General features: G+C 60.9%; 20 protein-coding genes. 8 read left to right on the forward strand and 12 right to left on the reverse strand.

The window, feature by feature from the left end; translation table 11 throughout:
• Positions 1-14: 14 nt before the first annotated feature.
• The 10 genes from GEV02_RS12620 to GEV02_RS12660 all read right to left on the reverse strand — a co-directional run bounded on the left by GEV02_RS12620 (position 15) and on the right by GEV02_RS12660 (position 6024).
• Positions 15-260, reverse strand: coding sequence for a hypothetical protein (locus tag GEV02_RS12620; RefSeq protein ID WP_152838299.1), 246 nt, complete (start codon positions 258-260; stop codon positions 15-17).
• Positions 247-1383 (reverse strand): RNA-directed DNA polymerase, encoded by a 1137-nt coding sequence (locus tag GEV02_RS12625; RefSeq protein ID WP_328595800.1) that lies wholly within the window; start codon positions 1381-1383, stop codon positions 247-249. Before GEV02_RS12625 ends, GEV02_RS12620 begins: the two co-directional genes overlap by 14 nt.
• 266 nt (positions 1384-1649) lie before the next feature.
• Positions 1650-2006, reverse strand: coding sequence for a four helix bundle protein (locus tag GEV02_RS12630; protein ID WP_152838300.1), 357 nt, complete (start codon positions 2004-2006; stop codon positions 1650-1652).
• Between the two features lie 13 nt (positions 2007-2019).
• On the reverse strand, positions 2020-2427 hold the full coding sequence (locus GEV02_RS12635; protein ID WP_152838301.1) for an Lcl C-terminal domain-containing protein: 408 nt from the start codon (positions 2425-2427) through the stop codon (positions 2020-2022).
• Positions 2428-2606: 179 nt separating this feature from the next.
• A complete protein-coding gene (locus tag GEV02_RS12640) occupies positions 2607-3206 on the reverse strand; it encodes a metal-dependent phosphohydrolase (RefSeq protein WP_217433129.1) in 600 nt (199 codons plus the stop codon).
• A complete protein-coding gene (locus tag GEV02_RS12645) occupies positions 3203-4102 on the reverse strand; it encodes a recombination-associated protein RdgC (protein WP_152838302.1) in 900 nt (299 codons plus the stop codon). Before GEV02_RS12645 ends, GEV02_RS12640 begins: the two co-directional genes overlap by 4 nt.
• A 15-nt stretch (positions 4103-4117) precedes the next feature.
• Entirely contained in the window at positions 4118-4309 is a 192-nt protein-coding gene (locus GEV02_RS12650; protein WP_152838303.1) for a hypothetical protein, read from the reverse strand.
• Positions 4306-4437: a hypothetical protein gene (locus GEV02_RS33540; RefSeq protein ID WP_268878631.1), complete on the reverse strand. Its 132-nt coding sequence runs from the start codon at positions 4435-4437 to the stop codon at positions 4306-4308. Before GEV02_RS33540 ends, GEV02_RS12650 begins: the two co-directional genes overlap by 4 nt.
• 63 nt (positions 4438-4500) lie before the next feature.
• On the reverse strand, positions 4501-5133 hold the full coding sequence (locus tag GEV02_RS12655; RefSeq protein WP_152838304.1) for an Lcl C-terminal domain-containing protein: 633 nt from the start codon (positions 5131-5133) through the stop codon (positions 4501-4503).
• Positions 5134-5199: 66 nt separating this feature from the next.
• Complete coding sequence (locus GEV02_RS12660) at positions 5200-6024, reverse strand: Lcl domain-containing protein (protein WP_152838305.1); 825 nt, start codon at positions 6022-6024, stop codon at positions 5200-5202.
• Between the two features lie 179 nt (positions 6025-6203).
• Between GEV02_RS12660 and GEV02_RS12665 the strand changes: the two genes are divergently transcribed.
• Positions 6204-6482: a hypothetical protein gene (locus tag GEV02_RS12665; protein WP_152838306.1), complete on the forward strand. Its 279-nt coding sequence runs from the start codon at positions 6204-6206 to the stop codon at positions 6480-6482.
• Here the strand turns inward: GEV02_RS12665 and GEV02_RS12670 are convergent.
• Both GEV02_RS12670 and GEV02_RS12675 read right to left on the reverse strand, forming a co-directional pair.
• Entirely contained in the window at positions 6479-6709 is a 231-nt protein-coding gene (locus GEV02_RS12670; protein ID WP_152838307.1) for a toxin-antitoxin system HicB family antitoxin, read from the reverse strand. The genes GEV02_RS12665 and GEV02_RS12670 overlap by 4 nt on opposite strands.
• 615 nt (positions 6710-7324) lie before the next feature.
• Positions 7325-7801 (reverse strand): hypothetical protein, encoded by a 477-nt coding sequence (locus tag GEV02_RS12675; protein ID WP_152838308.1) that lies wholly within the window; start codon positions 7799-7801, stop codon positions 7325-7327.
• Between the two features lie 431 nt (positions 7802-8232).
• Here GEV02_RS12675 and GEV02_RS12680 point away from each other — a divergent pair, with 431 nt between their 5' ends.
• From GEV02_RS12680 to GEV02_RS12705, 7 genes are all read left to right on the forward strand, one after another.
• A complete protein-coding gene (locus GEV02_RS12680; RefSeq protein ID WP_174999080.1) occupies positions 8233-8676 on the forward strand; it encodes a phage regulatory CII family protein in 444 nt (147 codons plus the stop codon).
• A 24-nt stretch (positions 8677-8700) separates the two neighbouring features.
• Positions 8701-8937: a hypothetical protein gene (locus GEV02_RS12685; protein ID WP_152838310.1), complete on the forward strand. Its 237-nt coding sequence runs from the start codon at positions 8701-8703 to the stop codon at positions 8935-8937.
• Entirely contained in the window at positions 8934-9065 is a 132-nt protein-coding gene (locus GEV02_RS33545; protein ID WP_268878632.1) for a hypothetical protein, read from the forward strand. Before GEV02_RS12685 ends, GEV02_RS33545 begins: the two co-directional genes overlap by 4 nt.
• A gap of 52 nt (positions 9066-9117) precedes the next feature.
• Positions 9118-9591 carry a winged helix-turn-helix domain-containing protein gene (locus GEV02_RS12690; RefSeq protein WP_152838311.1) on the forward strand — a complete coding sequence of 158 codons (474 nt, stop codon included), beginning with the start codon at positions 9118-9120 and terminating at the stop codon, positions 9589-9591.
• A gap of 66 nt (positions 9592-9657) precedes the next feature.
• Positions 9658-9885, forward strand: a complete 228-nt coding sequence (locus GEV02_RS12695; protein WP_152838312.1) for a hypothetical protein — start codon at positions 9658-9660, stop codon at positions 9883-9885.
• On the forward strand, positions 9875-11968 hold the full coding sequence (locus GEV02_RS12700; RefSeq protein WP_152838313.1) for a DNA cytosine methyltransferase: 2094 nt from the start codon (positions 9875-9877) through the stop codon (positions 11966-11968). Before GEV02_RS12695 ends, GEV02_RS12700 begins: the two co-directional genes overlap by 11 nt.
• Entirely contained in the window at positions 11969-12862 is an 894-nt protein-coding gene (locus GEV02_RS12705; protein WP_152838314.1) for a hypothetical protein, read from the forward strand.
• Positions 12863-12883 lie beyond the last annotated feature (21 nt).

Here is a 12883-nt window from a genome sequence, read left to right on the forward strand (position 1 = left end):
TAGCGGCGCGATGGTCATTGAGGTTCCTTGGCCAGCGTGATCTCGCTGGCGGGGATGGGAATCGGGCTGCCAGTGAGGTAGACGGTGGTTTCAACGTCGCCACCTGAGAGGCCCGCCTGCATCTGCTGGATGAAGCACGGCCTCCCGTCGTGCATGACCCTCTGCGCCTTGTAGATCGCCCGCAGCAGCATCTGGTCCCTCGTAAATGCTTCGGCGGTGGCGCGCTGCGATACACTCAACTGTGTCTCAGTTGCTCCCATGGCTCCTCCTGTAGGTTTTGGTGAGTGCCTTGTTGACGCTGTGGCCGCGCTGCAGCACGGCCCGCGCCAGGCGAGCGCGGTCATGGTGGCTACTTCCTGATTGGCGCAGAAGGCCAAAGTAGCTGTTGGCGGAGGTGTAGACGTCGGCTGGGTCGATACCGGCAATGCGGCTGATCGCCTCGTTCACGGTGCGCCGCCGCGTACGGGTGTTCCATGGTCGGATGACGTGGCCGACGAAGTCGACGCCGCGCGCCACAGGCTGGAGGATCGTCTTGGTCGGATTGAGCTTCGCATGCAGGCGCTCCGGTAGGAACGCATCGATCCGCGCCAGCGCGCCGCCGAGCCACTGTGGTGACTCGTGCAGCAGCACGAAGTCATCGACGTAGCGGACATAGTGTCGCGATCGCACCTGGTGCTTGGCGAACTGGTCGAGTGCGTCGAGGTAGATGTTCGCGAAGAACTGCGACGACAGGTTTCCTATCGGAAGTCCGAGGTGGGCCGGCTGATTGGTCAGGCGCTTGTGCGGCGGGACGCGGTCGAGCAGCTCGGCCGCGCCGCGCAGCTCATAATCCTCGCGGGGATCATGGTGCAGTACCGTGCTGGCCAACTGCATCCACCAAGGCTCGCTGACACGCGCCGCGATCTGGGCGTGCAGCACCTGCTTGTCGATCGCGACGAAGAAGTTCGCCAGGTCGCACTTCAAGTACCACAAGGGCTTGGACCAGTTCTCGCTGGCGCTCCGGATCTTGGCTTCCAGGCGCTGGGCGGCGTACAGCGTGCCGCGCCCTGGTATGCAGGCGCAGGTGTCGGCGATAAAGCTGCTGTAGAACCGAGGGGAAATCCGGTTGTACAGCAGGTGGTGCACTACACGGTCCCGGAAGTCGGCCGCCCAGACCTCGCGCGCTTTCGGACGCGTGACGACGAAGCAGATGGATTTCCCGGGCTGGTACGAGCCGTCCGCCAGCTCGTCGTGCAGGTCGATCAGGTTGCGCTCCAGACGCTCCTCAAACAGCAGGGCGCTTCGGGAGTTGCGTTTGTTGCGCCGGCAATCGAAGTACGCGACTACCAGCTCCTGCAGATCGAAGTCCGCAGGAATCACATCGTTTTCATCTGCGGACGACACGCACCCGGCCTTCGTTCGACTTGTGGTTGTAGTTCTGGTTGCCATCGTTGAAGTTCTGGTTCCACGCGTTGGATGGGTTGGAGGCGTGCTGCGTCTATTCGTGCTATCTACGTCGCCCCACCGAAGGCCTTGGCCGATCAGCGGGGAAACTGCACCAGGCCTGACCAGACACCGCCGGTTGGTTCCTGTGATGTGCATGGCGGTGGCCTTGTGAGCCAGCGGCACGACCAGATTTAAAAATCGCTCAGACATGACGGCCTTGACGGTCACATAGCGGGCGACGATGCGGAGTGCTTTCGCCATCCACCGGCCTGCCGGCCGACTTTCGCCGTGATGCCGATCGCCTTGGCGTACTGTCCTTTCGAGATCAGCCCCAGGTCAACGGCAAGCCGGAATAGCAGCTCCGTGACCTGGAGCCGCTCCAGCAGCATGTCCAGGTGAGGCACCTTGTCCCGAGCGCAGTTCGCCTTGTAGACGAGTAGCGAGAGGTCCAGACACTCGGCGTTGATCTTCTGGCCGACCGTGGTCTTGTAGTCGCGGCGCATGTTCTTGATCAGCTCCATGGCCAGCAACATCAGTTCGTAGGTCAGCTTGTAGATCGGCAGTTCGGTATGGAGGGCCATATAAATTACTGAATTACTGAATGATTAATCTGCGGACGACACGCACCCGGCCTTCGTTCGACTTGTGGCTGTAGACCTGGTCGCCATCGTAGAAGTACTGGCCCCACGCGTTGGATGGGTAGGAGGCGTGCTGCTCACCCGACCAGTGCCAATAAGGCTCGAACTCGTCCTTCAGGTTGGCGAACAGCAGCGACTGCTCGCGGCGCGTCGGCAGCTCACCGCCGGCATCTGCCGCGAATTTCTTCGCCTGGTCCCACGTCAGTTTTTCAGCCTTGGCCGGCAGCAGAACCAGGTGGATATCCGGGGCACCGTTTTTGCCCAGCAGCAGGCCAGCGTACAGCTCGCCTTCACGCAGGATCTGCGCCAAAAACTGCGCCTTCGCTTCGGGCGCGCCCTGCGCCACAATTGCTTCTTCGGTCATGATCGTCTTTCGTTATGAGAGGTTGGCCGCCGGCCGAGGCGCGGCGGTACTGGGTGCGACAACTGCGGGTCTTGCGCTACCACCAGTTCCAGATCGCTAGGCCGATGAACAGGCCGTAGGTCAAGACGATCTCGATCCAGATGGCACGGCGGAAGTTGTGATTCGGTTTGACGGGTGGCTTAGTCACAATCGCCTCCTTCGGTATCGGAAAAATGGGCATTCCGGAGCGCCACCAGTTCGTAGTACCGCTGCAGGAACTCAGCCTTGGCCTCGCGCGGCGCCAGCGGTGTGATGGGATCAGGCAGCGGCTGGACGCCTGCCAGGCATGCCCACTGCCCAGCACCTGCCGGCATCAGGTCGCGCTGCTCGGTGGCCAGCAGCACCATGTCGGCGGTCTTGATCTCGGCCGGCATCACCGGATTGACGCCGAAGCGGGTCAGGACGGCGTGCTCCACGGCCTTCTCGATCACCTTGTAGTCAGGCAGCATTGCTTTTAGTGGGCGAGATACGTCGCCGATGAAGGCCTCCGCCGCGTCATGCAGAAGCCCCGCCAGCGCATGCTCAGGAGCCACTACATAGCTGACCAGCACCGAGTGCTGCGCCACCGAATAGAACTCGCGCACATGGCCCGTGAAACGGCACACGTGGGCCAGTGCGTGGGCGACGTCCTCGATGTCGAAGACGGAGTCGGCGGGCGTTACGAAATTGAAGTAGTTGCCCGACTGCGTGAAGATGTCCGGACGCATCGGCGCGCCGACGAAGTTGGCGTGGCCGCTCATGCTTTCGCCTCCCCGCCCAGGGCCTCGACCACGTCGGCCATCAGCTTGGCCAGCTCACCGGTCATCAGCATGAAGTCGCCGTCGAAACGCTCGTCGTTGTTCTTGGTGCTGGATTCCTTTTCAGCGATGACGTCCAGCGGCTTGATGCCCTTGATCGCCAGCGACTCGGTCAGCACGAAGGAAATCTTGCTGTCCCAGGTCATCGCCAGGCGCATGCACTGCTTGCCGGCCGCGATGTGGCGGCGCACTTCGTCCGCTTCCAGCGTGTGGCACACGTAGCGCACGGCCGCCTTGCTTTCGCCGGTGGCGCGCAGTTCGGTGTCCATGTCGACCGTGAAGCCGGCCGGCGCATCGTCGGCCTGCAGCCATTCGGTCATCACGCCCACCGGCGAGCGCTGCACGCGCAGGCTTTCCAGCGGCAGCTTGTCGACCGCCTTGAGCAGCAGCTTAATGACTTCGTCGGCCTTGGCCGGGCTGGCGGCATCGACCACCAGCCAACCGTTGACCGGATCGATCCACACGCTCGTAGTGTCGGCAATGCTCAGCGCGCGCGGCAGCAGCTCATCGGCGATCTGTTCCTTGAGTTCCTTCATCGCCTTCTTGCCAGGCATGAAGCCCTGCGCCTCGTTCATTTCCTGTGCGCGCTTCTTGGCCAGCTGACTAACCGCCTTGGCCGGGATCAGCTTCTTCTCGGTCCTCAGGTGCAGGAGCATCTGGCGGTTGACGTTGTGCACCAGGTCGCCGCCCTCGCGCGGAGGAACCCAGCCCTGGCGGATCAGGTCATTGCTCTCAGCTGGCACGTACCAGTGCGGCGCCAGCGCGTCGATCAGATCGGCGGCCGTCATCTGCCAGTTCTTTGGCAGGCAGTAGATTTGTAAGTTCTTGAACCACGACATGGCGAGTCCTTCTCGTTATTTTTGGCTGATGATCTGGTGCATGCGTTCTTCCGCCGCGCCTTGGGCGCGGAGCGCCTGGAGCAGTTCCGCACCGATGCTGGTGTACTCGGCGCGCAGCTGGCGGCTGCGCTGCACGCTCAGGCGGTATGCACGCCGTGCGTTGTGGCGCCGCACCGCGCGGTACAGCAGGTAGGCCCAGCCGATCATGGCTGCACCATTGCCGTCACGCCCAGTGCGCCGGCGTCATACGCCGCATCGATCAGCAGGCCGAGGTCGCCGATCGCTGCATAAGTACGCATGCCGTCGGCAGTGCGCTCGGTGATGAGAAATTTCATGAACGTCTCCATCAGATTGGCGGATGCGCCGCAGGCGGCGCCGAGTATCGAATTGATGAATGACTAAATTGGCAATCTGCGGACGACACGCACCCGGCCTTCGCTCGACTCGTGGTAGTAGTACTGGTTGCCATCGTTGAAGTTCTGGCTCCACGCGCCGGATGGGTAGGAGGCGTGCTGCGTGCTGGACCAGTACCACCAGTCCTCCAACGCATCTGCGCCGCCTTCGCGGAAGGTCTCGACGGTTGTTTGAGTTGGAGTCTCGTCGGCGTAGGCTTCGCCCACCGGCACGCTGCTTGGGTTGATGCCGTCTTCGCCGTCGGCGTAGTTTTCCTGGGCGGTGGGTTTGAAGGCGCGGTATTGCAGCTCCTGCTCGTCGCGGCTCGGGATGTACCAGTCGCTGAACCCGTTGACCGTCAGCGCCATAGCCGCCTGCGCCAGCTCGCTGCCAGCGCTGGCCAGCGCCTCCGTGTTGGTCTGGCCGTCGGCGCGGTGCTTGGCGCCATCGACCATTGCGGGCGCTGACTGCAGCTTGCCGCGCAACTCGCCGGCGGCACCGGCCGTGATCAGCGCGAACTGCTTGCCTTCGACCTGGATGATGCCGGTGAAGTAGCCGCCGCCGAAAGGCGCGCCGATGATGGTGGGAACGGCCTCGGGGGAGAGGGCAGGGGATGCAGCAGCTACAGCAGTGCTCATGGTGTGCTCCATAGGTTAGGCGAAGGAAGCCGGCGCGGCGCGCCGGGAAAGAAAATTACTGAAGGACTAAATGGGCAATCTGCGGACGACACGCACCCGGCCTCCGTACGACTTGTGGTCGTAGCCCTGGACGCCAACGTAGAAGCCCTGGCCCCACGCGTAGGATGGGCTGGAGGCGTGCTGCGTGCTAGACCAGTACCAGGCGGCAGCCAGCGCGTCTACGCCGCCTGTACGGAAGTTCGCGGCGATGGTCTGGGCTGGGCAGTCCTCGGTGTATAGCCTGCCAACGGGAAGGCTGCTCGAATTGGCGCCGTCACCGCTGGTGACGGCGTTGCGCTGGGTGGTGGGCTTGAGGTTGCGGTACATCAGCTCCAGCTCGTCGCGCGAGGGGATGTACCAGTCCTTGTGTCCGCCGATGGTGAGGTCCATCGCCTGCGCGGCCAGCGCGCTACCGGCCGCCACCATCGTTAGTGTGTTGCTGGCGCCGTCACAGCGCGACACCGGCGCGGCAGGGCCGCTGTAGTCGCGATTCCATATGCCGCGCAGCTCGCCCTCGGCGCCGGCCGTGATCAGCGCGTAGCGCTTGCCGTCGACGGTGATGATGCCGGTAAAGTAGCCTCCGCCGTACGGCGCACCGATGGCGCCGGTGAAGTCGGACTCAGGTTGCGCCGATAGTGCGCTAAGGCCCAGTTGGGCGATCAGGTCGGGGGATGCAGTGATGACGCGCTGGTCGACGTCGAGCACGACCAGGTGCTGGCCGTAGCGGTCGGTGTACTTGGTGAGGCCTTCCCACCTTGAGGCGACGGCCAGGCCGGCGATGATGCGGTCACCCAGCTTGGCGCTGTAGGTGCGTTCTTCGGTGATGCTCAGGACTGCGGCGGCTGGGGACATCTTTTTCTCCATCGGTTGAGGATTCGATGGAATTACCTTACCAAAAAGATAAACTTACCGCAAGTTGAATTTACCAAAAGGATTAAAATAATTGTCGACCCGATAGAACTTCAACTATTATGAGGAGCGGGTCAGCAATTCTGGGTGCAAAAAAAACGCCCGCGCATGGCGGGCTGGCGATGAGTGATGCAGGTTACTGGGAAATGGGGAACTTCGATCCTGCCGCGAAGATTCCTATCATTGCTATGACGGTTACGACCAGTGTCATTATGGCAAAAAGCTTGATAAATGTTTTCGCAGTAGGGTTGCTAGCGAGTTCCAACATCCGCGTGACAATATACATTCCTATCATGATGCTAAGTGCAGGGATCATAGAGCTCCTGGTGCGGCAAGGGCGTGCCGATTCGCCAGATGATTATAGGAAAATTGACAACTGGAAATCTATCCAATTGTATTAATCGCTGCTGTTACCCTGCCTGTCACGCACCAGCTTCTTTAGAGTAGAGATTTCCTCAGTCAGCGTTTGTATTTGTGCTAAGACTGGTCCAGCACGTAGGCGGTGATTGATTTCGGCATTGATTGACCAGGCCTGTCTGGCTGCTGCTTCCACCAGCTGCGTATGTAGTTCGGTTGAGATTCGGATGGTGAATGCCACCGTCCCTGTCTCGGATTTGGTTTTTTTCATCGCGCGATGATTGCGCGCCCGCTACGAAAAGTGTTGTTTTTGGTGCGTATTCGCACCATATATTTTGAGAACTGACGGACTGCAGATTTAACATTGTCGAGCTATTGCTAGCTACGATAGCGAGGAGCGGTGGAATTGTTGAGATGAAATAATAATTACCAATGGGTACCGGTGTTACATTCCGCGTATATTGAAGCCATCTCAACAGCCACAAGGAGTCACACGATGGAATGCAGCGATCCGAGACGTTCGGATGAGGATAGGGTGAAGGCGGCGCTTGATCGAATGGACGATGAGGCTGTTGCGGCCATGGCCGACATGATGGAGGATGCCGCAAAAAAGCATCCTCGGCCAGCGTTGCCTGGTCGCCAAAATGTGAACCCAGTTTCAGACGAATAGTTCACGGGAAACATGTTGATCTGCCAAAAACTCGCAGGTCAATTTTTCAGCATTAAATAATCTATTCCTTGTGACAATTCGTTAGTTTGCACAGATACAAACAGGCGTATTGTTGCCGTTCAAATACTTGAATTGCTTAAGATGAACGACAGGGATCGAGCACTAAAAGCTTGGAAAAATTTATCCGATGAATGCCGGGCAGGGATGCTTCCGATGTTACAGGCTATGGCCGTCGCCCGTCCCAGAAGGCCGGTCCTTCGGCTTGTGGTCGATAACGGTTGCAAGGATCTTCTTGGGGGCGTTGTCGGCGGCGCTTTCGATCATCGAAACGCCAACATCATTAGCAATTCTGTAACGCCTAAGGATGGCGGCCTCGCGCTCGTCAATCGCTTTGATGTACACAAGTTGCTCTAAATCCAGGGAATATCGAACCTGATCTGGTGCTGCCGCGCGCGACTCCGAATCCATGTCAGAACCTTTCTGGTGAGCGACGTCCAGCCAGCCTCCTGGCTTAGAAAACGCCGTCTCAATTCGCTTAGCAATTGAGTTTCCAATATTCTTCTTCGGGTTCTTGCCGATTATCTGGCTAACCTGAGACGCATCCATCTCCAGCATCCGGCCGAAATCAGTCGGGCCGCCCACACTATGCGCAAGCGCTCTGGCGTTTTCACGGCGTATGTCTTCTCTCGTCATTTCAGCATCATCCAGTAATTTACCAAATAGATAAATGACCAAAAAGGTAAATTTCGCCTTGCCTTGACTTTATCTTTTTGGTAAAGTCGATTCATGGACATGAAAACCTTTTTGCGTCAATCCACCCCCGAACAGCGCGAAGCGCTCGCTGCGACAGTGTGCTCTTCTGTTGGCTACTTCTACCTCATTGGAGGGGGCCACAAGAAGCCGGGCGCCAGTCTTTGCAAACGGTTGGTGGCGGCTGAACCTAGACTCTCGCTCCCTGAGCTCCGGCCCGACATATGGCCTCCAGTTAGCCCCAGTTCATCGGACGCACCCCTGACAAACGACAAGCTTACATAAGGCGAGATCAAGATTTCTAGCTTGGCCGATGGATGCTTAAGTATCTCATTCAAATAAACCAACTTTGCATTTGTTTAAAGGATTTGCAAATGAATATCCTCGACACCCTGTACAAGACCGCACATGACAGCCCCGGCGGATGCGAGGCGTTGGCGCGCCGCTTGGGCATGTCGGCCCAGGTGCTGCGCAACAAGGTCAATCCGAACACGTCCTCGAACAGGGCGACGCTGGAGGACGTGGATCGCATCCTCGGCGTTACAGGCGACCACGCCGTGCTGCACTCCCTGGCCCGCAACCACGGCTATGTTTGCGTGCGCGTCGACGACACCGCGATTGCCTCCGACACCGCCGTACTCGAACTCGTCATGAAGGTGTGGGCAGCGAGCGGCGACGTCGGCGCCGAGGTGCACGCGACACTGGCAGACGGGATCGTCGAGCAGCACGAGATCGAGCGTGTGAAGGCGGCTGTGTACCGCGTCAACCGCTCGCTGAACGAAATGGTCAACCGCCTCGAAGGCATGGTTCAGAAGTAGCCCAATCACCCAAAGGAGAAATGCATGTCGGATGCCGAAACAACGCTCGACCAGAGCAAGCTGATCGATCACCTGCTCAACAAGATGCACCTGAAGAATGACGCGGCGTTGTCACGCCTTCTGGACGTCGCACCACCGGTCATCAGCAAGGTGCGCCACCACCGCCTTCTGGTCGGCGCATCGCTCACGATCCGCATCATGGAAAAGTGCGACCTGACGTTGGCTGAGGTCAAGTCCTTCCTGGAGCCCGTTGCAGCATGAGCCAGCAGTCGAATATCCAGAGTCCGCCAGCGCAGCAGGCCGTTGATGCGTGGCAGTTTTACCCGGTTCACGTGATGACCCGGTTGCACTACGAAGCCCTGGCCCGCGAAGCGGCAGGCCAGAAATAGGAAAGGCCCGCGTACGAGGCGGGCCTTAGGTACAACAACTACAGAGGAATCTATGTTATCACACTCGCCAACCACTATCCCCGAGGTCGTTCCGCAGTCGTTCCGCACGCAGCAGAACGAACTAGCCTGGTCCGCAATCGAATCCGTGCTGCGCAAGTTCGGCGCGGCCACCACAAAAGAAATCGCGGACGCTATCGGCCTTTCGCCAGCGTCCGCGATCGCACGTCTGCGCGAACTGCGCGAGCTGGGTGAGGTTCGCTTCGGCGCCGCACGCGGCCGCTCGACGATCCGCACCTGGTCGCTGGGTGCCGAGGACTTCATTGAGCGCGCCGAGCAGATGATGCCGACCATCACCAAGGCGACGCAGCTGGGTATCTTCCAGCGCGATCCGCTGGTCGCTGCGCTGTTTGGCGATGGTCAGGCGCGCTGCGTTAGCTGCAATCAGCCGCAAGGTGCTCTACACGGGGAAGGCTGTGTTTTCGTCAGCATCAACATCGATGCCATTCATCAAGAGGTAGCAGCGTGATGCCCGGCGCCGAGGTAATGATCGCTGGGGGGGGGGCACCAGTTCCAGCACGGCCGACTGCGCAACGTGGACAGCACTTCGTTCACGATCCCGTTCGCGCACGTGCAGCTGCGCGGCATCAAGGGCACGTTGCTGAAAACGCGCTGGGCGTTCGTGCCGGAGAAGTACCTGGTGGAGTTCGACGTCGAGGCGTTGCGCGAGCAGACAATGCGCGAGACGGCGGAGAAGTTCGGTCTCGACTCGGCGCCGTACAAGCGACTGCTCAAGCAACTGGAGGCCGCCCATGAAGCGTGATCTGATGACCATGCCGCTGGACCTAGGCAATGAGCTGATTATCGACAACTTCGCCGGGGGAGGAGGCACCAGCACCGGGCTGGAAGAGGCATTCGGCCGCCCGGTCGATATCGCCATCAACCATGATCCCGAGGCCCTGGCGCTGCACGCGATGAACCATCCGCACACGAAACACCTGTGCGAGAGCGTGTGGGATGTCGATCCGATCAAGGTCACGAACAACCAGCCAGTCGGCCTGGTCTGGCTGTCGCCGGACTGCAAGCACTTCAGCAAGGCCAAGGGCGGCACGCCGGTGGCGAAGAACATTCGCGGCCTGGCCTGGGTGACGCTGCGCTGGGCGGCGAAGTGCAAGCCGCGTGTGATCATGCTGGAAAACGTCGAGGAGTTCAAAACGTGGGGCCCGCTGCTGGTAGACGCCGAGGGCAACTTCCGGCCGGATCCGGCGAGGAAGGGAAGGACGTTCGAGAGCTTCCTGCGCCAGCTGCGCGGCCACGGCTACACGGTCGACCACAAGGAGCTGCGCGCCAGCGACTACGACACACCGACGATCCGCAAGCGCTTCTTCCTGGTGGCGCGGCGCGACGGCCTCCCGATCCGATGGCCAGCGCCGACCAATGGTGCGCCGACTTCCGCTGGCGTGCTGGCCGGGAACCTGGCGCCGTGGCGGACTGCTGCCGAGTGCATCGACTGGTCCATTCCTTGCCCATCGATCTTCGAACGCAAGCGCCCGCTGGCCGACGCCACACTGCGACGCATCGCCAAGGGTATCCAGCGCTACGTGGTGGACGCGGAAACGCCGTTCATCATCGGGCAGGGCGGTCCGATCTATTCGGGCAAGCCAGTCTCGGCCGAGCAGCCGTTCGGCACCCTGACGACCGAGAACCATCGTGCCTTGGTCGTGCCCAGCATCGTGCCGGTGACGCATCAAGGCAGCGACCGCAGCGAATCAGTTCACGAGCCGTTCCGCACTATCACCAGCGCGCAACGCGGCGAGAAGGCGCTGGCCGTCGCTACGATGGTTCAGACCGGTTATGGCGAGCGTGACGGCCAGGCGCCGCGTGCGCTGGATATCGAGAAGCCGCTGGGCACGGTTGTGGCCGGCGCCGGCAAGGCGGCGCTGGTGACGGCGTTCCTGAATGAGCATGCGAACTCCACCCACCAGCGAACCATGCCGGTCGATGAGCCGCTGCGCACCATCTGCGCCCAGGTCAAGGGCGGGCACTTCAGCGCCGTCTCGGCGACTCTGGTGGGCGTGGGCGGCAGTGCTGGTGAAAGTCGCCCGCGCGGCGTTGATGAGCCGGCCGCCACGATCACCGCCAAGGGCGACACTGCGTTGGTCACGGCTCACATCACCAAATTCCGCACCGGCGCCACCGGCAGTGATATGAACCTCCCTGTACCGACGATTACTGCCGGGCCCAAAGAGAACCCAGCCGGCGCGCCCCACGCGCTGGGGATCGTCACTGCAAGCCTGATTCACATGGGGCACGGCGAGGGCGCCGGCGGCGGCAAGCGCTTCAGTCACGGCATCCGTGACGTCGAACTGCCCATCAACACGATCACCGCCAGCGGCGCAACGGCCGGCATCGTGACCAGCAACCTCGTGAAGCTGCGCGGCACGAGCAGCACGGCCGGCATGGATGAGCCGTTGCACGCGGTCAGCGCCGGCGGCCAGCACCACGCTGAGGTGCGCGCCTTCCTGGTGAAGTACTACGGCTCGGAGCAAGACCCGCGCCTTGAAGAGCCGCTGCATACCGTCACGACCAAGGACCGGTTCGGCCTGGTGACCATTCAGGGCGTGGACTACCAAATCGTCGACATCGGCCTACGCATGCTGGAGCCGGCTGAACTGTATCGCGCCCAAGGCTTCCCGGTTGAGTACGTGATCCGCGAGATCCCGGACCCGAAGCTGCTGTTCAAGGACGGCCACCAAGCTGATGACGATCCTCTGGCGCTGCCGCGCGTGCCGCTGACGAAATCAGCGCAGGTCCGGATGTGCGGGAATAGCGTCTGCCCGCCGATGGCGCGTGCGCTGATCCGCGCGAACTTCACTCATGAGCGCGAGATTGCGAGGGTTGCGTAAATGCGTGAATACTCAAGAGTAGGCCCAAAATTCTGGATCGGCGCCACCGGCAAGTTGTTGCGTAAGGCTGGTATGGAAGCCCAGATCGTCGCGATGTACCTCATGACTTCGCCGCACGCGAACATGCTTGGGCTGTACTACATCTCCACCCCCTCCATCGCGCATGAAACAGGACTTGGCTATGAAGGGGCTATGAAGGGCCTTAAATGCGCAATCGACGCCGGTTTCTGCGAGTACGACGAGGAAACGGAGATGGTGTGGGTCGTTGAGATGGCCGCGTATCAAGTGGCCGATAAGCTCAAGGCGGCCGACTTGCGCGTCAAGGGCGTACAGAACGAGTACGACTCGCTACCCGAGAACCCATATCTGGCAAGGTTCTTTGCTAAGTATGGCACGCCATTTTGCATGCAGCAGCAGCGTGGCGAATCAGTGATTTCCACCGGTTTACCAGAAGCCCCTTCTAAGCCCCTTCCTAGCCAAGAGCAGGAGCAGGAGCAGGAGCAGGAGCAGGAGCAGGAACAAGCGCAGGAGTCGCCGCGCCCGACTGCCGCAGCCGAACTGAGCATCGTGTTCCGCAAAGCGGGCATCCGCACGCAGCCTGCCGACCCTCGCTTGGTTGCCCTTGCCGAGCAGGGCGTGACATCGGAGACGGTCAGCGCTGCGTGCGACGAGGCGCGCAGAGCAAAGCCCAACGAGATGCTGGGGCTCGGCTACGTCTGCAAAATCCTGGAGCGCTGGGCTGCGAATGCTGCCGCCCTGCGTACTTCCGGCGCCGCCCCTCCATCGCGCACCCAGCACCAGAGCTCGACCGACAAAGCCCGCAACTGGGCTTCACGCATCCAACCGAAGGGGAAGACCGATGGGATCATCGATATCAACGAACGTCCTCGCTGACTCTCAGCCTGGCTACGCTGT

It is taken from the genome of Rugamonas aquatica (assembly GCF_009380215.1).
GTDB lineage: Bacteria > Pseudomonadota > Gammaproteobacteria > Burkholderiales > Burkholderiaceae_D > Rugamonas > Rugamonas aquatica_B.

Coding starts and splice junctions, on each gene's coding strand:
- GEV02_RS12675 (WP_152838308.1), bottom strand. CDS start 7,801: ATGACGAGAGAAGACATACGCCGTGAAAACGCCAGAGCGCTTGCGCAT.
- GEV02_RS12630 (WP_152838300.1), bottom strand. CDS start 2,006: ATGGCCCTCCATACCGAACTGCCGATCTACAAGCTGACCTACGAACTG.
- GEV02_RS12700 (WP_152838313.1), top strand. CDS start 9,875: ATGAAGCGTGATCTGATGACCATGCCGCTGGACCTAGGCAATGAGCTG.
- GEV02_RS12635 (WP_152838301.1), bottom strand. CDS start 2,427: ATGACCGAAGAAGCAATTGTGGCGCAGGGCGCGCCCGAAGCGAAGGCG.
- GEV02_RS12685 (WP_152838310.1), top strand. CDS start 8,701: ATGTCGGATGCCGAAACAACGCTCGACCAGAGCAAGCTGATCGATCAC.
- GEV02_RS12705 (WP_152838314.1), top strand. CDS start 11,969: ATGCGTGAATACTCAAGAGTAGGCCCAAAATTCTGGATCGGCGCCACC.
- GEV02_RS12655 (WP_152838304.1), bottom strand. CDS start 5,133: ATGAGCACTGCTGTAGCTGCTGCATCCCCTGCCCTCTCCCCCGAGGCC.
- GEV02_RS12680 (WP_174999080.1), top strand. CDS start 8,233: ATGAATATCCTCGACACCCTGTACAAGACCGCACATGACAGCCCCGGC.
- GEV02_RS33545 (WP_268878632.1), top strand. CDS start 8,934: ATGAGCCAGCAGTCGAATATCCAGAGTCCGCCAGCGCAGCAGGCCGTT.
- GEV02_RS12645 (WP_152838302.1), bottom strand. CDS start 4,102: ATGTCGTGGTTCAAGAACTTACAAATCTACTGCCTGCCAAAGAACTGG.
- GEV02_RS12690 (WP_152838311.1), top strand. CDS start 9,118: ATGTTATCACACTCGCCAACCACTATCCCCGAGGTCGTTCCGCAGTCG.
- GEV02_RS12650 (WP_152838303.1), bottom strand. CDS start 4,309: ATGATCGGCTGGGCCTACCTGCTGTACCGCGCGGTGCGGCGCCACAAC.
- GEV02_RS33540 (WP_268878631.1), bottom strand. CDS start 4,437: ATGAAATTTCTCATCACCGAGCGCACTGCCGACGGCATGCGTACTTAT.
- GEV02_RS12620 (WP_152838299.1), bottom strand. CDS start 260: ATGGGAGCAACTGAGACACAGTTGAGTGTATCGCAGCGCGCCACCGCC.
- GEV02_RS12665 (WP_152838306.1), top strand. CDS start 6,204: ATGAGTGATGCAGGTTACTGGGAAATGGGGAACTTCGATCCTGCCGCG.
- GEV02_RS12640 (WP_217433129.1), bottom strand. CDS start 3,206: ATGAGCGGCCACGCCAACTTCGTCGGCGCGCCGATGCGTCCGGACATC.
- GEV02_RS12670 (WP_152838307.1), bottom strand. CDS start 6,709: ATGAAAAAAACCAAATCCGAGACAGGGACGGTGGCATTCACCATCCGA.
- GEV02_RS12660 (WP_152838305.1), bottom strand. CDS start 6,024: ATGTCCCCAGCCGCCGCAGTCCTGAGCATCACCGAAGAACGCACCTAC.